15 protein-coding genes and 7 pseudogenes are annotated in these 24971 nt (G+C 66.7%); 15 read left to right on the top strand and 7 right to left on the bottom strand.

Features of this window, described 5'->3' with window-relative positions; translation table 11 throughout:
- The first annotated feature begins 184 nt into the window (after nucleotides 1–184).
- The 9 genes and pseudogenes from T428_RS30290 to T428_RS0122305 all read left to right on the top strand — a co-directional run bounded on the left by T428_RS30290 (nucleotide 185) and on the right by T428_RS0122305 (nucleotide 8814).
- Nucleotides 185–1302: pseudogene (locus T428_RS30290) on the top strand (LLM class flavin-dependent oxidoreductase).
- Nucleotides 1299–2468, top strand: coding sequence for a sulfotransferase family protein (locus T428_RS0122345; RefSeq protein WP_025738208.1), 1170 nt, complete (start codon nucleotides 1299–1301; stop codon nucleotides 2466–2468). The pseudogene T428_RS30290 and the gene T428_RS0122345 overlap by 4 nt, the downstream one beginning before the upstream one ends.
- Before the next feature lie 68 nt (nucleotides 2469–2536).
- Nucleotides 2537–3232: pseudogene (locus tag T428_RS0122340) on the top strand (alpha/beta fold hydrolase); the annotation flags it as partial.
- A gap of 26 nt (nucleotides 3233–3258) precedes the next feature.
- Nucleotides 3259–4066, top strand: a pseudogene (locus tag T428_RS30285) (LLM class F420-dependent oxidoreductase).
- Nucleotides 4067–4179: 113 nt separating this feature from the next.
- Nucleotides 4180–4921: pseudogene (locus tag T428_RS30280) on the top strand (GntR family transcriptional regulator).
- 49 nt (nucleotides 4922–4970) lie between these two features.
- Nucleotides 4971–6779: an ABC transporter substrate-binding protein/permease gene (locus T428_RS0122320; RefSeq protein ID WP_025738204.1), complete on the top strand. Its 1809-nt coding sequence runs from the start codon at nucleotides 4971–4973 to the stop codon at nucleotides 6777–6779.
- On the top strand, nucleotides 6776–7525 hold the full coding sequence (locus T428_RS0122315) for an amino acid ABC transporter ATP-binding protein (RefSeq protein ID WP_025738203.1): 750 nt from the start codon (nucleotides 6776–6778) through the stop codon (nucleotides 7523–7525). The genes T428_RS0122320 and T428_RS0122315 overlap by 4 nt, the downstream gene beginning before the upstream one ends.
- 63 nt (nucleotides 7526–7588) lie before the next feature.
- Nucleotides 7589–8095, top strand: coding sequence for a MarR family winged helix-turn-helix transcriptional regulator (locus T428_RS0122310; RefSeq protein ID WP_025738202.1), 507 nt, complete (start codon nucleotides 7589–7591; stop codon nucleotides 8093–8095).
- Nucleotides 8096–8142: 47 nt separating this feature from the next.
- Nucleotides 8143–8814 (top strand): SDR family oxidoreductase, encoded by a 672-nt coding sequence (locus T428_RS0122305; RefSeq protein ID WP_025738201.1) that lies wholly within the window; start codon nucleotides 8143–8145, stop codon nucleotides 8812–8814.
- 6 nt (nucleotides 8815–8820) lie between these two features.
- Here T428_RS0122305 and leuS read toward each other — a convergent pair whose 3' ends face one another.
- The gene (gene leuS, locus T428_RS0122300) at nucleotides 8821–11727 is read right to left on the bottom strand and encodes a leucine--tRNA ligase (RefSeq protein WP_025738200.1); all 2907 of its coding nucleotides are present in this window, start codon (nucleotides 11725–11727) and stop codon (nucleotides 8821–8823) included.
- Nucleotides 11728–11915: 188 nt separating this feature from the next.
- On the opposite strand from leuS, the gene T428_RS0122295 reads away from it, so the two are divergent.
- The 3 genes from T428_RS0122295 to T428_RS0122285 all read left to right on the top strand — a co-directional run bounded on the left by T428_RS0122295 (nucleotide 11916) and on the right by T428_RS0122285 (nucleotide 14457).
- Nucleotides 11916–12995: an LpqN/LpqT family lipoprotein gene (locus tag T428_RS0122295; RefSeq protein ID WP_025738199.1), complete on the top strand. Its 1080-nt coding sequence runs from the start codon at nucleotides 11916–11918 to the stop codon at nucleotides 12993–12995.
- A 68-nt stretch (nucleotides 12996–13063) separates the two neighbouring features.
- Nucleotides 13064–13405, top strand: coding sequence for a hypothetical protein (locus tag T428_RS0122290; protein WP_025738198.1), 342 nt, complete (start codon nucleotides 13064–13066; stop codon nucleotides 13403–13405).
- Between the two features lie 38 nt (nucleotides 13406–13443).
- A complete protein-coding gene (locus T428_RS0122285; protein ID WP_025738197.1) occupies nucleotides 13444–14457 on the top strand; it encodes a bile acid:sodium symporter family protein in 1014 nt (337 codons plus the stop codon).
- Here the strand turns inward: T428_RS0122285 and T428_RS0122280 are convergent.
- A complete protein-coding gene (locus T428_RS0122280) occupies nucleotides 14454–15059 on the bottom strand; it encodes a YqgE/AlgH family protein (RefSeq protein ID WP_036468684.1) in 606 nt (201 codons plus the stop codon). The two genes, T428_RS0122285 and T428_RS0122280, sit on opposite strands and share 4 nt — an antisense overlap.
- Nucleotides 15060–15202: 143 nt before the next feature.
- Here T428_RS0122280 and T428_RS32405 point away from each other — a divergent pair.
- Together T428_RS32405 and T428_RS30275 are read left to right on the top strand one after the other, a co-directional pair.
- A pseudogene (locus T428_RS32405) lies at nucleotides 15203–16121 on the top strand (MFS transporter); the annotation flags it as partial.
- Nucleotides 16122–16127: 6 nt separating this feature from the next.
- Nucleotides 16128–16433, top strand: a pseudogene (locus tag T428_RS30275) (wyosine base formation domain-containing protein); the annotation flags it as partial.
- A 32-nt stretch (nucleotides 16434–16465) separates the two neighbouring features.
- Here T428_RS30275 and T428_RS31420 read toward each other — a convergent pair.
- The 5 genes and pseudogenes from T428_RS31420 to eccB all read right to left on the bottom strand — a co-directional run bounded on the left by T428_RS31420 (nucleotide 16466) and on the right by eccB (nucleotide 23939).
- Nucleotides 16466–16870 (bottom strand): hypothetical protein, encoded by a 405-nt coding sequence (locus T428_RS31420; RefSeq protein ID WP_051465328.1) that lies wholly within the window; start codon nucleotides 16868–16870, stop codon nucleotides 16466–16468.
- Between the two features lie 3 nt (nucleotides 16871–16873).
- Nucleotides 16874–17674: a PPE domain-containing protein gene (locus T428_RS30270; RefSeq protein WP_051465327.1), complete on the bottom strand. Its 801-nt coding sequence runs from the start codon at nucleotides 17672–17674 to the stop codon at nucleotides 16874–16876.
- 6 nt (nucleotides 17675–17680) lie between these two features.
- Nucleotides 17681–17986 (bottom strand): PE domain-containing protein, encoded by a 306-nt coding sequence (locus tag T428_RS0122260; protein WP_211243999.1) that lies wholly within the window; start codon nucleotides 17984–17986, stop codon nucleotides 17681–17683.
- Nucleotides 17987–18165: 179 nt separating this feature from the next.
- Nucleotides 18166–22163 (bottom strand): annotated as a pseudogene (eccCa, locus tag T428_RS30265) (type VII secretion protein EccCa).
- A 6-nt stretch (nucleotides 22164–22169) separates the two neighbouring features.
- Entirely contained in the window at nucleotides 22170–23939 is a 1770-nt protein-coding gene (eccB, locus tag T428_RS35570) for a type VII secretion protein EccB (RefSeq protein ID WP_025738190.1), read from the bottom strand.
- Nucleotides 23940–24196: 257 nt separating this feature from the next.
- On the opposite strand from eccB, the gene T428_RS0122225 reads away from it, so the two are divergent.
- Entirely contained in the window at nucleotides 24197–24694 is a 498-nt protein-coding gene (locus T428_RS0122225) for a hypothetical protein (protein ID WP_025738188.1), read from the top strand.
- Nucleotides 24695–24971 lie beyond the last annotated feature (277 nt).

Raw genomic sequence — 24971 nt, 5'->3', positions numbered from 1 at the left:
GGATAACACCGGGCGGTTCGGTTCACTCATCGAGTGTGCGGTGAGGTCGCTTTTCAGAAGGGCGACCTCACCGCACACTCCTTTTTGTACGGCCGCGTGCCGGCCATAACGCGAACGGCGTGCTGTGCAGTCGCTTAGCATTACGCGGAGCGCCCCTCCCTCGACGAGTCAGGCCCAGTCACGGATGAAAGTTCGGCCCGCCGCGTTCCTGCGCACCACCCTGCCCCTGGACATGTCCCACCTCACCGAGTTCGACAGCGGGCGCTACCACTCGATCTGGCTGCCCGATCACATGGTCAACTTCTGGCCGGACTCGATCTGGACGCCCGAATTCACCGACCTCGCCACGGCGTCGCCGTCACCGCATCGCCACCTCGACAGCCTGTCCGTCGCGGCCGCGGCCGCGGCCGCCGTGCTGACCGACCGGGTGCCACTGGTCAGCGCGGTCGTCGACACCGTGCGACGCCACCCCGCACTGCTGGCTCAGACCGCGCTGACCATCGACCACCTCGCCGGGGGCCTGGGCAGCGGCGAGAGCGAGAACACGCTGCCGTACGGCTTCGACTTCTCCCGGCCGGTCAGCCGATTCGAGGAAGCCCTGACGGTGATAAAGCTGCTGTGGTGCAGCGACGGTCCCGTCGACTTCGACGGACAGTTCTACACGCTGCACCACGCCCGCTTGGACACCGAGCGGTATGGCGGGAAACCGCCGCAGATCTGGATCGGCGCCAGCGGCCCGCGCATGCTCGACATCGCCGGCCGCCACGCCGACGGCGGGTGCCCCGCCGGCGCCTGGACCCCGGAGCACTACGCCGAGATGCTCTCGGCGGTAAGGAAATCCGCCGAGCACGCCGGCCGCGACCCGATGGCGATCACGCCGGGCTTCATGCAGATCTGCCTGATAGGCGCCAACGAAGACGAGCTCGCCGAGATCCTGCTGGCGCCGCTGGTCAAGGCCTTCCTGTTGCAAGTTTCCGCAGAGACATTGGGCGGCTTTGGCTTTGAACACCCGATGGGCCCGAGTTGGCGCGGGTTCCAGGACATCGACCCCGCGGTGCTCACCCGCGAGCGGATCCTGGCGTTCCTCGACGACGTGCAGCCGGAGATGCTGCTTGCCGTCGTCCCGCACGGCACCCCCCGCCAGGTGGCCATGACCATCAGACCTACGTGGACACGGGCCTGCGGGTGCCCAAGATCCTCGACTACGGCGCCATGGCCGGTATGGGCTATTTGGCCGCATCGGCCGCGAATGTCCTTGCCGCAGAAGACGAATTGATGCAGTTGTGCGGGGAGCTGTCGTGAGCGCCCAACTCGACGCCGCAGAGCTGCTACGCGCCGCGGAGGCCGAAACCGGATTGCACGACTACAGCGATCCCACGCTGCCGGAGCGCTTCACCGTCGCCGCCGGCCACCTGAACGGCCTCGGCATGGACGCCGACGGAGTCCGTGAAGCAACGCGGGTGTGCCACTGGCTGCTCACCTCGCGGCTGGAATTCATCGCAGACCGCAACCGCTACCCGATCGGCGACGAAGTGATCGAGGCGCCGATGTTCGTGACCGGCGAACCACGTTCGGGGACAACGTTGATGCACGCCCTGATGTCCGTGGACCCACACGGGCGGGCGTTGCGCTTCTGGGAGGTAATGTACCCGTCACCGCCGCCGGGGCTGGCCGCCTCGGACGACCCACGCCGCGAACAAGCCGACGCGGACTGGCGCGAGATCAACACGAAGATGCCCAAATGGCTGCACAGCCACCCCTACAACGACATGCTCGGTGACGGGTTGCCCGAGGACGAACGCACCTGGGCCTTCGACTTCTGGGTGATGACGCCGACGACGTGGTGGCGGGTGCCGATGCAGTCACTGGTCGGCGGCCTGGCCACCGACGCGGCCGCGCAGTACCGCCTGCACAAGGCCATGCTGCAACAGCTGCAATACGCCCGGCTGCGGAAGTACTGGGTGCTGAAGGGTTTTCACGGCTTCCGGCTCAAGGAGATGTTCGAGACCTACCCCGACGCCACCCTGGTCTGGCTGCACCGCGACCCGGTTCAGGTCGCGGCGTCTCGCACCATGATGATGGCCGACATCGCCGAAGGCATGGTCGGGCACGTCGACCTGCACGCCCTGGCGAAGATGCACCTGGAGTTGACCCGCGCCGGGGTTGCCAACACGATGAGCAATCCCATGGTGGACGATCCGCGCATCCTGCACGTCCGCTACACCGACTTCATCGCCGACCAAGTCGGCACGGTGCAGCGCTACTACGCGTTCGCCGGCCGGCAGGTCACGCCGGAAGCCGAGTCCGCGATGCGCGACTACCTGGCCAACAATCACGGCGACCGCTACGGCAAGTTCCGCTACTCCACACAGCTGTTGATCGACATCGGCGAAGACCTCCACGCGCTGCACGCCGAATTCCGGCCGTTCCGGGAGCGGTTCGGCGTCGAGATCGAGAATCGAGGCTGACGCGATGCACGAACGGCTGTCGGTGCGCAATGTCACGTTTTACGGCGCCTCGTTGACCGAGCTGGAAAGTCATCGTCGGGCTCGGCGAGCCGGCGTTGGCGGTCGACCTGCCCGGCCACGGTCATTCCGGCTGGCGCGAGGACGGCGACTATTCGCCGCAGCACAACGCCGATGCGGTGGCGCCGGTGCTGCGCGACTTGGCGCCCGATGCCGACCTGATCGTGGGCATGTCGCTGGGCGGGCTGACCGGGATCCGGATCGGCGCGATAGCACCGGAGCTGGTGCGCGAACTCGTTCTCGTCGACGTCACGCCGTCGGCGTTGCACCGCTATGCCGAGATGACCACCGAGCAGCAGGGCACCGTCGCCTTGGTCTCCGGCGAGCGGGAGTTCCCCAGCTTCCAAGCCATGCTGGACCTCACCATCGCCGCGGCACCACACCGCGAAGTCAAGGCACTGCGCCGCGGCGTGTTCCACAACTCCCGCCGGCTCGAGAACGGCAACTGGGCGTCGCACTACGACACCATCCGCAAAGTGCCGGACTTCGGTGATCTATGGAATGACGTCGACGCGCTGACCGCACCCGTCACGCTGGTGCGCGGTGGCTCGTCACCGTTCGTCACCGACGAAGATGCCGCCGAACTCACCCAGCGCGCAACGCATTTCCGTCAGACCCACGTTGTCGACAACTCCGGGCACTCGGTGCAAAGCGATCAGCCCCGGGCGCTGATCGACCTGTTGGCCGGGGTCCTGGGCGCACGCTGAGAGGCTGCGGCTCCTACCGTGGTCTGATGACCCATCCCATTCGCATCGGTGTACAACTACAGCCTCAGCACGCCCCCGAATACCGCCACATCCGCGACGCCGTGCGCCGTTGCGAGGACATGGGCGTCGATGTCGCGTTCACCTGGGATCACTTCTTTCCGCTCTACGGCGATCCGGACGGGGCGTATTTCGAATGCTGGACCGTGCCTGGCGGCCTGGGCCGAGCAGACGTCGCGTATCGAGTTCGGCGCCCTGGTTACGTGCAACTCGTATCGCAACCCGGAGTTGCTGGCCGACATGGCACGCACCGTCGACCACATTTCCGAGGGCCGGCTGATCCTGGGCATCGGATCCGGTTGGAAAGAGAAGGATTACGGCGAGTACGGCTACGAATTCGGCACCAAGGGCAGCCGTCTCGACGACCTGGCCGCGGCGCTGCCCCGGATCACGTCGCGATTGACCAAGCTCAATCCCGCACTGACCCGCGACATCCCAATCCTGATCGGCGGCAAGGGTCCGCGAAAGACGCTGCGGTTGGTTGCCGAGTACGGCGACATCTGGCACGGCTTCACCACGGTCGACACCTACCCGGCCGCCGCCGCGGCGCTGGACGAACACCGCGCGGCCGTCGGACGCGACCCGTCCACGATCGAGCGGTCGGCCGGGGTGGAGGCCAACAGCGGCGTTCGCCGCGGCGAGGGGGTCGACGGGTTGATCGCCAACGCCGACGGCCTTGCCGCATTGGGGGTGACGCTGCTGACCGTCGGCGTCAACGGTCCCGATTACGACCTCGGCGCAGCGCAGGCATTATGCCACTGGCGCGACGCGCGTTAATTGGTGTTCGCGCTTAATTCATCCGGCAAACACCTTAACGAATGCGCGAATACATGAGAAACTTTCCTGCGCTGATCGCTGGTGCTCAGCTGTAACAGATTTGAAAGAGACTCATGCCGAAGAAATACGGAGTCAAAGAAAAGGACCAGGTCGTCAACCACATCCTCAACCTGGTGCTGACGGGCAAGCTGCGCAGCGGCGACCGCGTCGACCGCAACGAGATCGCGATCGGCTTGGGGGTCAGTCGCGTCCCGATCCAAGAGGCCCTGGTCCAAGTCGAGCACGATGGCATCGTGTCGACCCGCTACCACCGGGGCGCGTTCGTCGAGCGGTTCGACGAAGCCAGCGTGCTCGAGCATCACGAGCTTGACGGCATGCTCAATGGCATCGCCTCGGCGCGCGCCGCGAGCAACCCGACCCCGCGGATCCTCGGGCAGCTCAATGCGCTGATGCGGTCGATGCGCACCGCGAAAAGACGCCCGCACGTTTTCCGATCTCACCGCGGAGTACCGGCGCACGGTCAACGACGAATACGCCGGGCCGCGACTGCACGCCACCATTCGCGCCTCGCAGGACCTCGTCCCGCACGCGTTCTGGATGAGCTACCAGAACAACCGCGACGACGTACTGCCCTACTACGAGGACGAAACGGCGGCGATTCAGCGACGCGACCCCGAAGCCGCGCGGGCGGCCTGCGGCGGCCGCGCCTACTTGATGGCACAGACCATGTTAGCCGAACTGTTCCGGCGCAGGGTTTTCGCCGCACCCGACGACGTTCGCCAGGTTGTCTCCAACCCGCTTCCCGTACTGGCGCGGTCCGAGGCGGTCCGCGGCGAGCCGTCGATGGCGCTCTAAATCGGCTCTCGCCGCGACGGGTTGCCGCCCGGTCGATACGGTGACGGTGATGAATTCGTGCGGAGGCGCGTGCGCAAAGCGCGGAGCCAAGCTGTTCGGACTAGCCACGACAATCGTGATCGTGTGCGCAATGGTGCTCGCCGCACCCGCGGTCGCCGATCGAAACCAATGCGCGCCGGGCGGACCCGAGCGCGCGACGGCCTTGCCGAAAGACCTGACCACCGTCGGCGGCGTCGGTCGCGACGACGACCACACCACTCCCTCCGTCAAGCCGCTCAGTTCGATCAACGTCGACGCGTTGGGCCTGAGCTCGCCGGGTGTCCTGACCGTCGGCACACTGTCGGATGCCCCGCCCTCGATCTGCGTCGACGCCACCGGCACCTTCAGCGGTTTCGACAATCAGCTGCTGACCGCGATGGCGGAAAAGTTGGGCCTGCGAGTGCGTTTCGCCAGTACGGACTTCTCGGCGCTGCTGGCCGAAGTGGCGTCCCGGCGCTTCGACGTCGGTTCGGCCTCGGTGAAGGCCACCGCGGCCCGTCGTCGCACCGTCGGGTTCACCAACGGCTACGACTTCGGCTACTACGCACTGATCGTACCGCCCGGATCGCCCATCGACGGCTTCGATGATCTGGCCGAGGGGCAACGCATCGGAGTCGTCCAGGGCACCGTCGAAGAGGCCTACGTCGTCGACACCTTGCACCTGCAGCCGGTGAAGTACCCCGGCTTCTCCACCGTGTACGCCAGCCTCAAGACACACCAAATCGACGCCTGGGTAGCGCCGGCAGCTCTGGCCGCCAGGGTGATGCACCCCGGCGATCCGGCGGTGGTGGTTGCCAACGAGTTCAGCCCGGGAGATTTCGTCGCGTACGCGGTTGCCAAGGAGAACCCTCCGCTCATCGCCGCGCTGAACTCCGCGCTGGACGCCGTCATCGCCGACGGCACCTGGGCGAGGCTGTATTCCGACTGGGTTCCCCGACCGCTGCCGCCGGGCTGGAAACCCGGATCGCGGGCCGCCCCGACTCCGCACCTACCGGACTTCGCCGCGATCGCGGCCAGCAACCACCACCAGTCGGAGCGACCGCCCGTTCCCAAATCCACGCTCGCGCAACTGCGCGACCAGTTCCTGGATTGGGATCTCTACATGCAGGCGATCCCCGCGCTGCTGATGACCGGGCTGCCCAACACGTTGATCCTGACCAACAGCGCATTGGTGATCGGGCTGGTGCTCGGCATGGTGCTGGCGATGGCGGGCATGTCGCATGCCTGGTGGCTGCGTTGGCCGGCGCGGATCTACACCGACATCTTCCGTGGCCTTCCCGAGGTGGTGATCATTCTGATCATCGGGATGGGAATCGGTCCGCTCGTCGGCGGGCTGACGCACAACAACCCGTACCCGTTGGGTATCGCCGCGCTCGGATTGATGGCCGCCGCCTACATCGGCGAGATTCTGCGCTCGGGAATCCAGAACGTCGACAGCGGGCAGCTGGAAGCCTCGCGCGCACTCGGATTCAGCTATCCGGCCGCGATGCGGCTGGTGGTGGTGCCGCAGGGGATCCGACGGGTGCTGCCCGCGCTGGTCAATCAGGCGATCGCATTGCTGAAGGGCTCGGCGCTGGTGTACTTCCTGGGCCTGGTCGCCCACGAGCGCGAACTGTTCCAAGTGGGCCGCGACCTCAACGCGCAGACCGGCAACTTGTCGCCGTTGGTGGCAGCGGGCCTCTTCTATCTGTTATTGACAGTGCCGTTAACACATTTGGTGAATTACATCGATTCTCGGTTGCGCAGCGGCAGCAACACCGACGACACCGACGAATCCGCCACGATGGTCACTTCCACACTCGGGCCGGGGATGACATGATCGATGATGCCGTCGGGCGGGGATCAGTCTCGTTGGAAGCCAAGGATATTCACAAGACACTGGGTGGAACGAAGGTGCTGCGCGGCGTCAGCTTCCAAGCCCCCGCGGGCACCACAGTCGCCGTCATCGGGCCGTCCGGTTCGGGCAAGTCCACGTTGCTGCGCGCCCTTAATCGGCTGCACGAACCCGACAGCGGCGACATCCTGCTCGACGGACGGTCGGTGCTCGGCGACGACCCTAATGAGTTGCGCCAGCGCATCGGCATGGTGTTCCAGCACTACAACCTGTTTCCGCATCTGACGATCCTCAAGAACGTCGCGCTGGGCCCGCGGAAGCTGCGCGGGCTGTCCACGGAGGAGGCCAAAGAGCTCGCGATGACGCAGCTGGCACGAGTTGGGCTGAAGCACAAGGCCGGTGCCCGCCCCGGCATGCTCTCCGGTGGCCAGCAGCAACGGGTTGCGATCGCCCGGGCGCTGGCGATGGCGCCGCAGGTGATGTTCTTCGACGAGGCGACCTCGGCGCTGGACCCGGAGATGGTCAAGGGAGCCTTGCAACTCATCGCCGACCTCGGGGCGGGCGGCATGACGATGATCGTGGTCACGCACGAAATGGGTTTCGCGTGGTCGGCATCGGACACCGTGGTGTTCATGGATCAAGGCAAGGTGGTGGAATCCGGGCCACCTGGGCAGATATTCGAAGCCGCGACGACTGAGCGCCTGCAGCGATTCCTGTCCCAAGTACTTTGACGGGCTAAAAATAGTGGCTTAGCTACCTTGTACGACACCCATATCGGGTTAGACTGCCGACTTATGGCGGATAGCGATTCCACCGCGGCCGAGGTAACCGAGCTTGCGGAAGGTTTGCACCGTGCGCTGTCCAAGCTGTTTTCGATCCTGCGCCGAGGCGACCCCAGCGGAGTGGTGGCAGGCGATTTGACCTTGGCGCAGCTGTCGATTTTGGTCACCCTGCTCGATCAAGGACCGATCCGGATGACGGACCTGGCCGCCCACGAACGGGTGCGGACCCCCACCACGACGGTGGCGATCCGACGGCTGGAGAAGGTCGGGCTGGTGAAGCGGTCCCGCGACCCGTCCGACCTGCGGGCCGTGCTGGTCGACATCACCCCGCGCGGGCGCGCCGTGCACGCCGAGTCGCTGGCCAACCGGCACGCGGCCCTGGCCGCGATGCTCAGCCAACTCGACGAGTCCGACCTGAACATGCTCACCAAAGCGTTGGCGCCGCTGGAGCGCCTGGCATCGGGTGAGCCGACCTCGGGGCCCGCCGGAGGAGAATCGCCCGCGCGCAAGCGCGCGTGAAAGTACCTGTTTTTCAACAGTATTGGTGATGTCCGTAGACTGATCAGATGCCAACCGCGCTCATCACCGGTGCCGGCGGAGGCATCGGCTCCGCCATTGCCACCGCGCTGGCCCCGACGCATACGCTGCTGCTGGCCGGTCGACCCTCCGCCCGGCTCGACGCCGTCGCGGAGCGCCTCGGTGCCACCACGTTCCCATTTGACCTGACCGACGTCGACGAGATCGAGGCCGCCTGCGAAATCGTCGACGAGCTCGATGTGCTGGTGCACAACGCGGGAGTGTCCCTTCCGGGCCGGGTCGCCGAGTCGCACGTCGACGAATGGCGAGCCACCTTCAGCGTGAATGTCTTTGGGGCGGTGGCTCTTACGCTGGAACTGTTGCCCGCGCTGCGCAGCGCACGCGGTCAGGTGGTGTTCATCAATTCCGGTGCGGGGCGCGCGGTTTCGCCGGGCATGGCGTCCTACTCGGCCAGCAAGTTCGCCTTGCGCGCGTTCGCCGACTCGCTGCGCATTGATGAACCGAGCCTGCGGGTCACCACGATATTCCCGGGCCGTACCGACACCCAGATGCAGCGCGAACTCGTCGCGTTCGAGGGTGGTGACTACGACGCCGCCAACTTCCTGCGGCCCGAATCCGTCGCCGCCGCGGTCGCCCAGGCGGTGGCCACACCGCCCGACGGCCACGTCCACGAGGTGGTGCTGCGGCCCGGCCGGCGATAGCCGGCGTCAGACCACCAGATTCACCAGCCGGCCGGCCACCACGATCACCTTGCGGGGGGTGGCCCCGGCCAGGAAGGCCTGGACCTTGTCATCGGCCAGCGCCGCTGCCTTGAGGGTGTCGTCGTCAGCGTTGGCGGCTACCACCACCCGTCCGCGCACCTTGCCGTTGACCTGCACCGGGTACTCCACGGTGTCGTCGACAAGGTAGGCCGAGTCGGCCACCGGGAACGGGCCGTGCGCCAACGACGTCGTGTGCCCCAACCGCGACCACAACTCCTCGGCCAGGTGCGGGGCCAGCGGTGCCAGCATCAGCACCAGCGGTTCGACCGCCGCGCGGGGCACCGCGTCGCGGTGCTCCTTCGTGAGGTGGTTGGTGTACTGGATCAGCTTGGCGGTCGCGGTGTTATTGCGAAGGGCCGCATAGTCTTCCGAGACTCCCGCGATTGTGCGGTGCAGGACGCGCAGCGTTTCAGCGTCCAGCTGCTCGCCCACGTCGGCCACCCGGGATTCGCCGGTGCTCTCGTCGACCACCAGCCGCCACACCCGCTGCAAGAAACGGTGGGCGCCGATGACGTCCTTGGTCGCCCAAGGCCGGGACGCCTCCAGCGGGCCCATCGACATCTCGTACACCCGCAGGGTGTCCGCGCCGTATTCGTCGCAGATGGTGTCGGGGGAGATCGAATTCTTCAGGCTCTTACCGATTTTGCCGAATTCCTGAAAGACTTCGATCTCGCCGTCGGGTTCGGGATAGAAGAATTTGTCGCCGCGTTCGGTCACCTCGTCGGCCGCGACGTAGGAACCGCGCGCGTCGGTGTAGGCGAACGCCTGGATGTAGCCCTGGTTGACCAGACGACGGTAGGGCTCCCGCGAACTGACGTGGCCCAGGTCGTAGAGAACCTTGTGCCAGAACCTGGCATACAGCAGGTGCAGCACCGCGTGCTCGGCTCCCCCGACGTACAGGTCCACGCCGCCGGGGTCCTGCGGACCGTGCTCGGCCGGCCGCGGACCCATCCAATATGCCTCGTTTTCCCTGGCGCAGAACCGTTCCGAGTTATGCGGATCGGTGTAGCGCAACTCGTACCATGAGCTGCCGGCCCACTGCGGCATCACATTGGTGTCGCGGCTGTAGGGCTTCAGTCCGTCGCCCAAATCCAGCTCGACGTGCACCCAGTCGGTGGCCTTGCCCAGTGGCGGCGACGGCTCGCTGTCGGCGTCGTCCGGATCGAACAGCACCGGTGAATAGTCGGCGATGTCCGGCAGCTCCACCGGTAGCGCGGCCTCGCTCAGTGCGTGGGGGCGGCCGTCGCTGTCGTAGACGATGGGGAACGGTTCGCCCCAGTACCGCTGGCGGGCGAAAAGCCAATCGCGCAACTTGAATTCGATCCGCGCCCGGCCACGGCCCTCGGCCTCCAGGCGGGCGGTGATGGCCTCCTTGGCGGCCGCGACATCCATTCCGTCGAGATATCCCGAGTTCACCAGCACACCGTCGCCGGCGTAGGCAGACTCCGAAACATCGCCGCCAGCAATGACTTCCACGATCGGCAGGTGGAACGCGGTGGCGAAGTCCCAGTCGCGCTGGTCGTGGCCCGGCACCGCCATGATCGCGCTGGTGCCGTAGCCCACCAACACGTAGTCGGCGATAAAGATTGGCACCGGTTTTCCGTTGGCCGGATTGGTCGCGTAGCTGCCCAGAAAGACGCCGGTCTTCTCTTTGTTTTCCTGGCGCTCGAGGTCGGACTTCGCGCCGATCGCGCGCCGGTACGCCGCGACGGCTTCGCGGGGGGTGGCGGCGCCGTAGGTCCACGTGGCGTCCACCCCGTCCGGCCAGGCGGCGGCGACCAGGTCGTCCACCCGCTCGTGTTCGGGTGCCAGCACCAGATACGTTGCGCCGAACAAGGTGTCGGGCCGGGTGGTGAACACGTCGATGTCGACGCTCTCCCCGCTGGAGGTCGTCGCCGAGAACAACGCCTCGGCGCCGGTGGAACGGCCGATCCAGTTGCGCTGCATGGTCTTGACCTGGTCCGGCCAGTCCAGCACGTCCAGCTCGTCGAGCAGTCGGTCGGAGTACGCGGTGATGCGCATCATCCACTGCCGCAACCGTTTCCGGAACACCGGAAAGTTGCCGCGATCACTTCGCCTGTCGGAGGTGACCTCTTCGTTGGCCAGCACGGTGCCCAGCCCGGGACACCAGTTCACCATCGAGTCGGCGCGGTACACCAGCCGGTGGCCGTCGATCACGTCGGCGCGCTCCCCCGCCGACAAGGTCGCCCAGTCCCGGCCGTCGTCGAGACGACGTGCACCGGAATCGAATTCGGCGATCAACTCGGCGATCGGGCGGGCCTTGCCCGCGGCGGTGTCGAACCACGCGTTGTAGATCTGCAGGAAGATCCATTGCGTCCACTTGTAGAAGTCGACGTCGGTGGTGGAGAAGGTACGCCGGCTGTCGTGCCCCAGGCCCAGCCGGCCCAGCTGCCGGCGGAAGTTGACGATGTTGGCCTCGGTCCGAGTGCGCGGATGGGTGCCGGTTTGCACCGCGTACTGCTCGGCGGGCAGACCGAACGCGTCAAATCCCAAGGCGTGCAGCACGTTACGGCCGATCATGCGAAAGTAGCGAGCGTAGACGTCGGTCGCGATGTAGCCGAGGGGATGTCCGACGTGCAGCCCCTCGCCCGACGGGTAGGGGAACATGTCCTGGACGAACAGCTTGTCGTCGGGCACCGGTGCACCATCGGCCGGGGCCAACGACCCCACCGGGTTGGGCACGTTGAACGTCCCGAGCCGTGCCCAGTTGTCCTGCCAGGTGCCCTCAATGCGGCCGGCGAGCTCCGCGGTGTAACGGAACGGCGGCGCGTCGGACTCGGTCTGGGCACCCGTGGGGTTGCTCCGAGACGAGGCGGTCGGCGATTGGGTCACCCAAACAGCGTATATAGGGACGCCCCGGCGGGCCTGTCGGCCACAGGTTGATAAAGGTTGCGTTGCGCAGAGATCAGAGGTTCATCCCAGCTCTATTTCGGCCCTGTCCAGCGCGTTTGGCCTCTGGTTACAGTCAGCCACTATACGACGGATGCTGGTGGACCAGCCATTCGGAAGGACCGACAGAGATGACTCAGATCGCCGCCCCCGGGCGCGTAGTCGTCGGCGGTTTTGCCGCCGGTGTGATCGGGTTCGCCCTATTTTCGGGTGCTACGGCTTCGGCTGAGCCCGTGGCTCCCGTCCCGCCCAGTCCGATCGTTCCGGTGCCGGCGCAGCAGTACTACCCGCCGGCCGCGCCGGGCACGACCAGAAGCCGGTTTGTCCCCACCCCGCCGTCGGCGAATCCGTTCGCGCCGCCGAGCCTCGCCTCGGCGCCCAACGCCGCTCCGGCCGCGACGCCCAACGCCGCCGCGGTCGCGCCGGCACAGCCGCCGTCGGTGACGCCAGCGGCCTCCGGGACGCTGCGCGACTACTTCAAGTCGAAGGGCGTCAAGCTCGAGCCGCAAAAGCCCCAGGGATTCAAGGCGCTGGATATCATGCTGCCGGTGCCGCCGCGCTGGACCCAGGTGCCCGACCCCAATGTCCCGGACGCGTTCGCGGTGATCGCCGACCGGCAAGGAAGCAGCGTCTACACGTCAAACGCGCAGGTCGTGGTCTACAAGCTGGTCGGTACGTTCGATCCCAGGGAAGCCATCTCGCACGGCTACGTCGACAGCCAGAAACTGCTGGCCTGGCAGTCCACGAACGCGTCGATGGCTGACTTCGACGGCTTCCCGTCGTCGGTGATCGAGGGCACCTACCGCGAAGGCGACATGACGCTGAACACCTCACGCCGTCACATCCTCGCCACCTCCGGCCACGACACGTACCTGGTGTCGCTGTCGGTCACCACCGACCGGGCGGTGGCGGTCGCCGACGCACCCGCCACCGACGCGATCATCAACGGCTTCCGGGTGACCGCCCCCGGTTCCGCCACCCCGGCTCCCGCCGCGCCCGCCCCGACCGCCGCACCCGTCGGGCTCCCGGCCCCGGCAACCACACCCGCACCCGCCGCGGTCGCGTCGCCGGCACCGGTCGCCGCGCCGACCCGGCTTCCCGCGCAGACGGCTGTGCCGGGACAACTGCCTTCCCAGCCGGCGCCCAACCTGCTGGCCCTGGTGCCGGGGCTGCCCCCGCTGCCGAACTTCAGCAACCTCGGCGCGCGCTGATTCGGTGTTGGCATAAGGGTTGTGGAGCCCGGCGCGCGGATCCACAACCGGCCTCGTATTGTGAGGCAATGCTGATCGCTGGGGTCTTGTGCATGTGTGCGGCGGTGGCTTCCGCCGGGTTCGGGACTTGGTCGCTGTCGCATAACCACGCCGTCGACGGCACTCAATTGGCGTTGCGCGCCATGGCGCCGACCCAGCTGGCGGCCGCGGTGATGCTGACCGCCGGCGGTGTGGTGGCACTGGCCGCATCCGCGCACACCGCGCTCGTGGTGCTGATCGTCTGCGTGGCCGGCGCCCTCGGCACGCTGGCCGCAGGCTCGTGGCAGAGCGCGCGCTTCGCGCTGCGCCAGCAAGCGGCGGCACCCAGTTGCGCCGGCGAGTGCAGCGCCTCCACACAGTCCTGCCACTGACGAAAAGTCACCGACACGAAGTGGTGCGGTAGGCCACCATGCTGAGGCGCTTGCCGACGATCTTTGATCCGTTTCTGCTGGCCCTGGCCTCGACCGTGGCGATCGCCTCGCTCTTCCCCGCCCACGGCGACGCCGCGCACGCGGCTTCGGACGCCGCGGAGTCCGCGATCGCGCTGCTGTTCTTCCTGTACGGCGCGCGGCTGTCACCACAGCAGGCCTGGCACGGCGTCCGGCAATGGAAATTGCACCTGCTCGTGCTGTCGATGACCTTCCTGTTCTTCCCGCTGCTGGGGCTGGCCGCACGGGTGTTGGTACCCTCGGTGCTGACGACCGATCTTTACAACGGAGTGCTGTTCCTCTGCCTGGTCCCGTCCACGGTGCAGTCGTCGATCGCCTTTACTTCGATTGCGCGGGGCCATGTTTCGGCCGCCACCGTCAGTGCCTCGTTGTCGAACATTCTCGGCATTGTGCTGACGCCATTGCTGGTGGTGTTGCTGATGAACACCAGCGGGGTCGTCCGCGTGGATGCCCATTCGATCCGCGACATCGTGGTGCAGCTGTTGCTGCCGTTCGCTGCCGGTCAGCTGGCGCGGCCATGGATCGCGGGGTTCGTCAGTCGTTACGCCGCGGTGCTCAAGATCGTCGACCGGGGATCCATCCTGCTGGTCGTGTACACGGCCTTCTCAATGGACGTGGTGCAGGGCATCTGGGTCAGTGTCGACTTGTGGCGACTGATCCTGGTGTCCCTGGTCGCGGTGGCACTGCTGGCCGTCGTGCTGGTCGCCACGACCGTGGTCGGCCGACTGGCACGGCTGGACCGCGCGGATGCGATCGTGCTGCTGTTCTGCGGGTCGAAGAAGAGTCTGGCATCCGGGCTGCCGATGGCGCTGGTGTTCTTCCCCGACAACATCGTGGGCCTGACCATGTTGCCGCTGATGATCTTCCACCAGATCCAGCTGGTGGTGTGCGCGGTGATCGCCAGCAGACTGGGGCGTGAAGCCGACAAAACGGCGTTGCCGCCGGTGCGCTCGGAGGTAGGGGAGGAGAGCTAGTTTCGGCTGACGTCGATCGGGTGGGTCGCCAGCAGCGACAACGGCAGTGGCTGACGACGCAGAACCTGCCCCCACAGGTCTTCCTTCGCCCCGATCAGAACGTCAGATGGCAACGCGGACAACACAATCCAATCGTCGCGTTCGATCTCGCCTTCGAGCTGACCGATGGTCCAACCCGAGTACCCCGCGTAGATCCGGACGCCCTCGATCATCGGTGCGATCAGGTCGGGCTCGGCGTCGAGGTCGACCATCACGATCCGCCCCGCGACATGTCGCAAACCCGGCACCCCCTGCGGGTCGGCGCCGATCCGCAAGGCGGCCAGGCACAGCGCGGCGTCGCGCTTTACCGGCCCACCGATGAACATCGTCTTCGGCTTGGCGGCGAGTTTGGCCCACTGCGGCAACACGTTGTAGACCGCGGTCTCGCTGGACCGGTTGAGCACCACGCCCAGCGTGCCGCCGTCGTTGTGCTCGACAATGTAGATGACGCTGCGCCGAAACGTCGGTTCGAGCAGGTCGGTATTGGCCAGCAGCAAAGTACCCGCCCGCACCCGCTGCGCAGCGGGTGCGACGTAGTCCTCGGGATCTTCTGGCTGGGGCATCAGTCCATCATCGCACTCCCGTAGCATCGCTCAGCACAAACAAACGCCGCAGGTAAGTATTTGTACTGTTATTACAGCGGCGTCGAGTGCGACGATCTCTGTCCAGCCACCTCATGGAAGTCGGTTCTGTGTTCCAAACCCGGATGCCCTCGCGCGCACCCATCGAGCTGTGGCAGTCGGTGCGCGCCATGCCGGATTTCCGGCGGGTGGTAGCGCTGCGCATGGCGAGTCAATTCGGGGACGGGCTCTTCCAGGCGACGGTGGCCGGCGCGCTGCTGTTCAATCCGGACCGGGCGGCCGACCCCCTGTCGATCGCGTTCGCGTTCGCGGTGCTGTTCCTGCCCTATTCGCTGCTGGGACCGTTCGCCGGGGCGCTGATGGACCGGTGGGACCGCCGGTGGGTGCTGGTCGGCGCCAACTCGTTCCGCCTGGTCCTGATCATGGTGATCGGCACGATTCTCGCAGTGCGCGCCGGCGAGATGTCGCTGCTGCTGGGGGCGCTGCTGTTCAACGGCTTTTCCAGGTTCGTGGCCTCCGGGCTGTCGGCGTCACTGCCGCACGTGGTGCCGCGCGAACAGGTGGTGGCGATGAATTCGCTCGCCACCGCCTCGGGCGCCATCGCGGCGTTCTTCGACGCCAACTTCATGCTGATTCCACGTTTTTTCGTGGGCGGCAGCGATCGGGGCGCGTCGATCATCATCTTCATGACGCTGATTCCGGTGTCCGTCGCGTTGCTGCTGTCGCTGCGGTTCGGCCCCCGGGTACTCGGGCCGGACGACACCCAGCGCGCCATCCACGGGTCGGCGATCTACGCGGTGATCACCGGATGGTTGCACGGGGCGCACGGTGGTGTCCACGCCGACGGTCGCGGCCGCCCTGTCCGGATTGGCGTCGCACCGGATGGTGGTGGGCATCAACTCGCTGGTGATCCTGCTGCTGGCACACCACGCGCAGAACCCGGCGGTGGGCGGCCTGGGGATTGCGCTGGTGTTCTTCGCCGCGTCGGGCCTGGGGTCCTTCCTGGCCACCCTGCTGACACCCCCGACGGTGCGCCGGTGGGGCTGGCCCACCGATCGGCTGCGCTCGATCGCGCACCTGGGGGTGCGCACGCGCGATTACGTGTTCGTGGCCAACGAATTGACCCCGCCGTCCGAGCCGTTTGCAGTCCAGCTGCGCGCACCCGGCGGCGACGTCTGGTCCTGGGGCCCGGCCGATGCGGCCCAACCGGTTACCGGCGCCGCCGAGGACTTCTGCTTCCTGGTGACTCACCGCCGTCCCCTTCGCGCCCTCGACCTCACCGCGCAGGGTCCCGACGCGCAGCGTTGGCTCGAGATCGCGCAGGCCTTCGCCGGCCCGCCGGGCCCCGATCGATAAGAGAAGATCGATAAGAGAAGAGGACGCCGCCGCTAGGTCTCGTCGGTCGGCTGGCCGCCCACGACGACACGCGCGCGGGTGACGTCCTTGTCGATCTGGCCCTCCTTGCCCTGCGCCAGCATGCCGGCCGACGACATCGGCATGGGCGCACAGCCCACCGCGGTGGTGGTCGGCGAGGCGGGGCCGCGCAGCTCGGAAGCATTGAGCACCCCGGCCCGCAGGCTGGTCGGCCTGCCGCCGACCTCCGGCTCGAAGCTGCTGGTGGGACGGGTGTAGCTGGTCAGGCCGGCGCCCGGGAAGCCACCGGCCCCGCCCACGCCGCCGCCTCCAGCCGCCCCGCCGAGCGGACCGGTGGCCCCGGCCAGCATCGCGGGCTCGGCGGCCGCACCGGCCGCACCGGCGTTGCCCGCACCGGCCGACGAGAACGCTCCCGCCATGGACTAAAGCAGGCCCTGCGGCATGCTGGCCATCCCCTGGAAAGCGTCCATCGGGGCCTTGACGACCTGCTGGAGTGGCTCGGTGAGCCCGGAAATCATCTGTAGCGGCTGCTGCATCAGTGAACTGAGCTGGCTGCCGCCCTCGGCGGGTGCGGCCGCTGCCTGGCCCGCACCCTGCGTGGCTTGGCTACCCACCTGCGTCGCACCGTTCATACCGGCTTGCGCCGCCGCCTGCCCCACGGCCGAGGCGGCCGCGGCCGGCCCGGCCGGCGAGGCGCCCATCGGTGCGACGGGTGGGGGAACAGCCAACGCCGCTGTGAGCGTGGCCAGGGTCGCGGCGTAGGCCCAACCGATGGTCGAGTTGTGCGGCCAATGCTCGCCAAAGTATTCGGTGTTTCGCTCGACGATCCCAGGGGTATTTTGACCGAAGAAGTTGGTGGCGTTCAGGACCGTCCACTCATCCCGGTTGGTCTGCGAGATCAGCGACGGGACCACCGACGATCTGGCGATCGTGAAGCCCTCCACTGCCGCCGTCGTGACGCCGATCTTCTCCGCGGTCCAGCCCACCAGGGTCTGCAGTCCGGCGTTCAGGCCGGTGCTGGTGATCATCGAGGCAATCGCGCCCGCGCCCTGCCAATGCGCCGCCGTGGCCAAAGCGTTGACGTTTGAAAAGCCCGCCGCCACTTCGTGATTCGTCGTCTCGGCGACCCACACCGCATTGTTGGCAAGCACCGACGCCGGATTGCCGGCCTCGAAGATCTGGGCGACGATCTCGGGAGGACCTGTCCACCTGGGATCGGCCATTGTCGGTTAGAGCGCGCTCGCGGCCGCGTTAAGTCCATCGGTGACGACGCCGGTCGCGGACGCAAGGCCCTGGGCGCCCGAGAAGGCGGCGCGCTGCCCCGCGTGCTCGGCCGCGGTCGCCAGGTAGGCGGCACCGGTTGCGTTCAGCGCGGCGGCGAATTCCGCGGAGTCGGCGTCCGGGGCCATCGGCAGCACGCCGGTCAGGGCCGCCGACCAGGCGGCGGTGGTGGCCGCCATCTCCTCGCTGATCGCTCCTTCCGTCACCGACGACAAGTCGACGGCGCCCGGCACCATTTCAAACAGCCCGCTCATTGTGACCCTCCGTTTGCTAAATGCCCGGTTCATCCGCGGGGGGGATACCCCCTTTGGCTGGCTCCCCACCAGGCAAATTGTGTCCGCGGAAAGATCGCGGAATGGCCCGATTCTAGGGTGGTTGCTGGCAGCGGTCGATATCACCTTTTCCGCAACCTCGGCCGACGCCGCGGATCGGCCTATTCCGGCGTGCCTACCAGCACGCCTTCGATCGCGCCGTCGGTGGTGACGAGCAAGCCGCGCCCGGGCGGCAGTTGCTGGGCACTGACTCGGGCGAACACTTTTACCGTCGCCGGGTCGTTGTCCATAAATAGGGTCGGCGCGCGCGAACTCGTCATTTTCTGCAGGAATGGATTCGTCACGGAACCCCGGCCCAGTTTCCGGGTAACCGCGACGCGATCACGTGCAGGCCGATCTCGCGACTGCGCTTGATCAACCCCCACAGCGGAGCGCTCGCGGCGGCCTTGCCGATCGCACCGTGCGGACGCAGTTCCTGCTCGTCGTCGATCAACACGAAATGGTGCGGACCCTCCCAGGTGCGCCGGCTCAGCAACTCCTCCTGGCTGAGCCCCCAGGGTTGGCAGCCGGTCACGCATGATCGCCGCCAACTCCTCGAGCACGGTGTCGATGTCGTCGGCGGTGTAGGCGTACGCGCGCACGTGGGGTCCCCGAATCTTGCCGATCAGCGACGTCTTGGGATCGATGGTCGTGATCTGCGCCTGCTCGGGACCGAACCGGCTCATCACCGCCTGCCCGAAGGCAGCCAGCGTGGTCGTCTTGCCGCACAGGTGCCGGCCCAGCACCAGCATGCTCGGCACCGTTCGGGTCGGCAAATACGTTGGCTGCAAAGCGCTTTCGCCGATAGCGAAGGGCACATTGAACGGGTCCGACGCCACCTCGGTCTCCGCGAACGCGGCGATGATCTGGGCGAGCTGAACCTGCTCGGGCAGGCGCGCCAACTTCTCCAGCCGGCCGACGCCGGTCATCTCGGCGATGACCGCGCCGAGCTGGCGGGTAGGCACCCGTTCGCCGCTGGCCGAAATGATCTCCGGGACCCCGACCAGCAGCTCGTGACCCTCCCGGGTGACGCCGAACCCGGGCCGGTCCAGCGTGTTGCGGGCGGCCTTGCGCCGTTCGAGACCCTCGCCCATCTGGGTCTCGTCCGGGTTGCTCAGCCGCAGCTGGATTCGCGCATTCGACACGTTGACCAACGCCTGCTTCTGCCCCACCAGCCACGCCGTGGCGCTGGTCGCGACATGGACGGCGTAGGACAGGCCCTGGCGAGCGATCGAGACCAGGCGATCCCCCATCGCGGAATCCTTGTCGTACAGGTCGCTGAAGTTGTCGACGACGAGGAAGACGTCGCCGAACTTGTCGGCAAGATCGGTGTCGCCTTCCCGCTCGGTCCCGTATCGTCGTTCCCGGAATTCGGAGATGTCGATTTGGTACTGCTTGAACGCCGCCTCGCGGGCCAGGATCAAACCCTCGATCGACGCAACGGTCCGCGAGACGCCTTCCTTGTCGGTTTGGCTGACGACGGATGTCACGTGCGGCAGTCCTCGACGGGGTACAGCGAAGCCCCGATGCAGAAGAACGTGACCCGCTCGGGCCGGTACATCAACGCCGCAGAGGTGATCAACGACATCAACGTCGTCGACTTGCCGCGCTGAGCGGTCGCCACCACCATGATGTTGTCCATCTCGGCGTCGATGACGTGCACCCGCTGCGCGTGGTCTTCGGGGATGTCCACGACGCCGACCGGGAACACCAAGCCGGGGTTGTCCCCGTAGTCGACATACCACGGCTTGCGCCGCCAGCTGCCCACCAGCACATCCATCGTCTCGCTGACTTCCAAGGCGGAAGCCATATTTGGTGGGGCGGGCGCGCACTGTGCGACATCAACGACTCGCGGATCACGTCGACCAGCTTCTTTTTCCGGAAGCCGTCGGCATGGAACAGAAACTCGTCGGGCTCTTCGGGTTCGTCGGCGACCGCCAACGCTTCGCTGTCGGCTTCGCTGAGCGGCTGGTAGGCCCAGGTGAACGCGCGCGGCTGCGAAAAGCTCATGGCCACCGTTTTGTTCACGTTGACCACACGCTTGGGCACCACGAACGGAGCGGATACGTAGAAGCAGCGGAATTGCTCCAAGTCGCGGGGCCCGACCTTGAGCAACGCGTAACCGTTCTCCTTCGACGGCAGGTGCAGCGCCGCGTCACTACCGATCACGTCGCGGGAGTCCTCCGCGGTTTCCGCGCGCAGCACCACCCGAAAAGCGATGTTGCTCTTGACCTTACTAAGCGACGACAGATCCAGCCGCCGACCTCCGAGCGTGAAGAAGACGTTGCAGCCGCGGCCCTCCTGTCCGATGTGGATGACCAGATCGATCCACTCCGGATGGTGGATGAACAACTCGAGGTATTCGTCGATGATCACCATCAGAATCGGTACCGGTTCCACGTCGCGACCGGCCAGCCGCATCTCTTCGTACTCGTTGGCGTCGCGCGCCCCGGCCTGGTTGAAAAGCCGGTATCGCCGGGCGATAGCGCCGTTGACGGCCTTACGCATGCGCTCGGCCAGATGGCGGTCGTCCTTGCCCAGGTTGGACAGTGAACCCGCGACGTGGGGGAATCCCTGTAGGTCCTGGGCCGCGGACTCGAATTTCATGTCGACGAAGATCACGATGAACGTCTCGGGGGAGTGCGTCAACGCGATACCCGTGCACAGCGACAGGAAGTACTCCGACTTGCCGGAGCCGGACGTCCCGATCACCACGGAGTGAAACCCGAAGCCACCAAAGTCTTTGGCGCGCAGAATAATCTGCTGTAGTTCACCGCCCTGCTTGACACCCACCGGCACCATCGCCCATTTGTGGTCGCCGCGGCCGCGGCTTTCACCCCAGAGCCGGTCGACGTCCAGCTCCCGGGGATCGCTGATGCCGAGTGCGCGCAGCAGTTCACCGCCCTGGCTGTCGGTCTCCGACAGCTCTCCGGCGCTCATCGGGGCCCACCGGACAATAGCCCGGGCATACCGGTTGGCGGTGCTTTCGGCGAGCATGTCCGCCACGGTGTAGAAGGTGCCGCGGTGGGCCAGCCTGCCTTCGCGAAGGGTGAAACGTTCGCTGTCGTCGGTAAATCCCACACCCACCCCGGCCCGGGTGGCCGGCCGCAACACGGTGATGCCGGCCATACCCTTCTGCCCGGTCACCCCCTCCCACTGTTCCGGGGTGCCGACGTTGTCGTCGACGATCACCCAGTGCGGTCCCAGCGCCAGACCGGCGCCGGACCCCATCGGCGACGGCATCGATGTCGGGCTCATGCCGACCGGCGGCGCTCAGGGTCTCCGCCCTTTGCGGTGCAGCTCGGCGTCGAGCGCCTCTTCCAGCTCGGTGGGGGAGGTGAAGATCGACCGGCGCAGCCCGCATGCGTCGAACATCTCGTCGTGCTGGTTGTGCGGCAGCCACACCAGCCACGACCACAGCTCCGGATGGCGGGTGACCACCATTATCTTGAGGTCGCTGGAGCTGTGGTAGACGGCCAGCGAACACAGGATCGAACGGGCGAGGCTGTGCAGTTCGCCCGGATCGTCGCCGATGAAGCTGAAGCCGGGCTTCGACCGCAGGCTCACCACCTTGCCGATTCCGCGGATCTTGCTCTGTTCGAGGATGAAATCCCTTAGCGCACCGCCGGTTACGGGCTCCAGCTCTTCGCCGATCGGAACGTCGGGCCACTGCAGCGACACCGCCGATTCGCTGGCCTGCTGAATCCCGATCCCCAGCCGGACATCGAGGAAATCCGGGTCGGCGGGGCGCCGTTCCCACATCCGCGGCCCACCGATGACGGTGTCGAGCTGCTGCGGGTCGCCGTGCACGAAGAGTTGGCTGCGTCGCTGCTCATGTGCCGCGCGTTGCACTTCGTCGCGGTCCTCGTCGAGCTGGCGTAGATAGGCGCGGCGTTGTTTTTCCTGTTCGCCCCAGCTGATGCGGCGACCGCGTCCCAAGCGCCCGCCGAAACATCAGCGTGCCGATGATTCCGACGAGCAGCGCCGGGATCGTGATCATCAGCAGGATGTTTCGCGGTTCACGCTCGGGTAGCGCCAACGGCGCGGCGACCGCGATGCGCACCGGCGGGACATTCGGCGGGGCCTGGCGGGCGCCCCGGACAAAACCTCGTTTGGACATGTTCTATTAACCCCCGCCTGCCAAATCGTTGAGATCGGGAATCGGCGCCACCGCACCACTACCCGAGACGGTGTCGCGCGAGACCAGCGCGGCGTCGCGGCCGATCGCGGGCCCGGGTGCGAAGGTACGCACGATCGGCCACGGTGCTTGCACCGCCAGCCGTGGATCCAGGCCCAACGCCTGCAAAGTGGCGTGATCGGATTGAATTCCGTACCGAACCCCCTGCGGCGAAATCCAATACAGGCTTTCGCGACTGTCGGCCGTCGCGACGCCGCTGGTGGTCGTCACGAAGTTCGCCGCACTCGGTAGCAGCAACGTTTGTTGTGCCTCAGCGGAATTGGGGTCTCGGTCGTCGCGCACCAGCCGAACGACCCGGGAATCCATGCCGATCGGAATCGGCAACCTTCGGCCACTGAGGATCGTGATCCTGGCCTGGGGGTCACCGGTTTGCTTCTCCCAGCCCACGCAGGTCGCCGGGTTGGCCGACGTGTCGACGAATTCCAGTTTCTCCGAGGGGTAGTAGTCGACGTCGAGCACGTCGACCACCGAGATCTGAATCAGCTTGTCAGGGGCGACCAGGGTCGGCGTGGTCGAGCCCTCCGAATCCGCGGTTCGCAGCAGGTCCGCCACGAAGCTGGTGATTTTCTGCACGCCGACGGGCAACAGCACATACAAGCCGTTGACGGTGCCGCTCGCGTCGCGTGTCTGCAGCACCCTGCCCACGATGGAGCCGGGCAGCAATCGCGACGGCGTACCACGGCCCGGAATGACCGGCAGCACAATGGGTTCCGTCGAGGGCATCGCGTCGAACAACGCGTTGGAGATTTCGATCGGGTAGGTCACACCGGGGTCGAGGCCGAGGTTGAAGGTCACCGACCGGTCGGCCGGGTCGATGCGGGATCGCTGCCCGTGCCAGAACACGTACGTCGCACTCTTGTGGGTTGCCAGGATGGCCGTGCGGTTCAACATAACCACCACGCCCAGTTCATATCTCGCCAACCGAAGCGCGTCCGTGAGGCCGACGGGCAGCGGCGGCGGATCGCCTCCTCCGTCGATCACGATGATCAGTCTGCAGCGGCGCCGGAGCGCCTCGACGAGGCCCGAATTGTCGTAGTGGCCGCCGTCGGTGACTTGCACCAGCCGCGCGTCGCGGTCGTTGATGCCGAGGATTTCCCGATACAGGTAGCTCCCGCCCCGGATGTTCGGCAGCGATTTCGGCCATACCCGAGGGCGCGGATCCGATGCCAAACCGGTCGAGCTGGTGGAGTTTTTAAGGTGGCGAACGAAGTTCGGGTTGGGCAACCAGGTTCCCAGGCGGGCGCCGGACACGGCGAGCAACTTCTCGACACCCTTGTTCTGGCGTCCCATTGCCGAGGCGAACACCGCTCCGCTCACGGCGACCGCGGCCTCCACCGTCAGGTCCCGGCGGATCCGCGGCGACGCGGCTTGGAACAAGTTGTCGGTGTGGAACCAGCCGAGCTCCGGTCCACCGACGTAGTCCGCACTCATCACGAACGAAACCGCGTTGAGGCCGGGCGCGGGCTTGTCCGGGCCCGAGATGGCGGCCGAGCAGGCGAAGACGAACTTCGGGCCGTTGGTCGTCCGGCCGTAGAGGTGCAGCCAGGTGGGTTCGGCGTCGTCGTACCGCACGGCCCCGTCCGGACCGCGCCGCACGGCGAAGGTGCGGGCCAGGCAGCGGCGATAGAAGGGATGCAGGCTCAGCGACGTAACGTCGGCAAACCCGAGGAACAACCAGGCCAGCGCCAGACCGCCCAACCACCAAACCCGGTGGCACGTTGAGGAAGTGCTCGCCCCAGCCGGTTTGCGTGCAGTACTGGAAGGCGCCGGCGGCGAAGCTGCCCAGCAGCGCCAGCCACACCACCGCGAGCAGGGCCAAGGTGGCCAGGGTCAGCAACAGCGAGATGACCTCCGGGGGTAACAGACGTTTCAGCAGTCGCGGCGTCGACTGCGCGCCGGCGCTTTTCAGCTTGTGCCGGTCGCGCCAGACGATCGCGATCAGCGCCGCAACGTAGTTGACGCCGACGACACCGGACAGCGCGGCGAATGCGCTGCCCGCGCTGGAGGGTGTGTGGTTGCTGGGTGCCGAGCAGAGCCGCATCAATGCGGGCAAAGCGATCGTCAGCGTGAAGATCACCAGCGCGAATACGGCGCTCGCGCGGGCCATGCCCAGCGCATGCGCCATCCGGCGTTCGCTGCACCGACTGTTCGATCGCCACTCGGTGATCAGCACGAAGACGGTACAGACGACGGCGAAGACCGCGAATACTCCCAGTGCCCAATATGCGGCCGGGTGGGCGACCAGCGACGCCGACGACGGTGTGTCCGGGCCGGCGGCGGTGGATTTGTCAGACACCGGCGGGAAGGCGGCGATCGGGACGTCGGCCAGCAGAAAACCGGCCGCCGACCCAGCGATAACGGGAACGCTGAAAATTATCGCGAGCGAGGCCACCAGATTCTTGAGCACTTCGGTGAGCGCCCGGACCAGCCCGAGTGGCGAATCGGCGAGATAACTCGATCCTCGCCGAATGTGGTCGAACTCCGCCGCCCCGTCTTCGAACCGCTGCGAGATGTTCGCGATGTTCCGCTTCGGCCGCAACCGGCCGGGCTTTTCGCGCTTCTGATTGGGGTCCACTAGTTGGCCTTGGACCGCCAGTAGCCGTGCACCGGCGGCGTATCCGCCGCCCGACACCGAGATCACGTAGTCCAGGCCGTCCAACAAGGTTGGCGCTGGGGCGTCACCGGTACCGGAATTCGCCGCGGGTTCGGTCGCGCTGGATGGTTTCGAGA

It is taken from the genome of Mycobacterium genavense ATCC 51234, from assembly GCF_000526915.1.
GTDB classification, from domain to species: Bacteria; Actinomycetota; Actinomycetes; order Mycobacteriales; family Mycobacteriaceae; genus Mycobacterium; species Mycobacterium genavense.
The sequence above is the reverse complement of the archived record's forward strand: the minus strand, read 5'-3'. Positions and strand labels throughout refer to the sequence as shown.

Excerpts from the sequence above, each read along its gene's own strand:
- T428_RS0122320 (WP_025738204.1), top strand. The coding sequence starts at position 4,971 with ATGAATTCGTGCGGAGGCGCGTGCGCAAAGCGCGGAGCCAAGCTGTTC.
- T428_RS0122315 (WP_025738203.1), top strand. The coding sequence starts at position 6,776 with ATGATCGATGATGCCGTCGGGCGGGGATCAGTCTCGTTGGAAGCCAAG.
- T428_RS0122310 (WP_025738202.1), top strand. The coding sequence starts at position 7,589 with ATGGCGGATAGCGATTCCACCGCGGCCGAGGTAACCGAGCTTGCGGAA.
- T428_RS0122305 (WP_025738201.1), top strand. The coding sequence starts at position 8,143 with ATGCCAACCGCGCTCATCACCGGTGCCGGCGGAGGCATCGGCTCCGCC.
- T428_RS0122295 (WP_025738199.1), top strand. The coding sequence starts at position 11,916 with ATGACTCAGATCGCCGCCCCCGGGCGCGTAGTCGTCGGCGGTTTTGCC.
- T428_RS0122290 (WP_025738198.1), top strand. The coding sequence starts at position 13,064 with ATGCTGATCGCTGGGGTCTTGTGCATGTGTGCGGCGGTGGCTTCCGCC.
- T428_RS0122285 (WP_025738197.1), top strand. The coding sequence starts at position 13,444 with ATGCTGAGGCGCTTGCCGACGATCTTTGATCCGTTTCTGCTGGCCCTG.
- T428_RS0122280 (WP_036468684.1), bottom strand. The coding sequence starts at position 15,059 with ATGCCCCAGCCAGAAGATCCCGAGGACTACGTCGCACCCGCTGCGCAG.
- T428_RS31420 (WP_051465328.1), bottom strand. The coding sequence starts at position 16,870 with ATGGCGGGAGCGTTCTCGTCGGCCGGTGCGGGCAACGCCGGTGCGGCC.
- T428_RS30270 (WP_051465327.1), bottom strand. The coding sequence starts at position 17,674 with ATGGCCGATCCCAGGTGGACAGGTCCTCCCGAGATCGTCGCCCAGATC.
- T428_RS0122260 (WP_211243999.1), bottom strand. The coding sequence starts at position 17,986 with ATGAGCGGGCTGTTTGAAATGGTGCCGGGCGCCGTCGACTTGTCGTCG.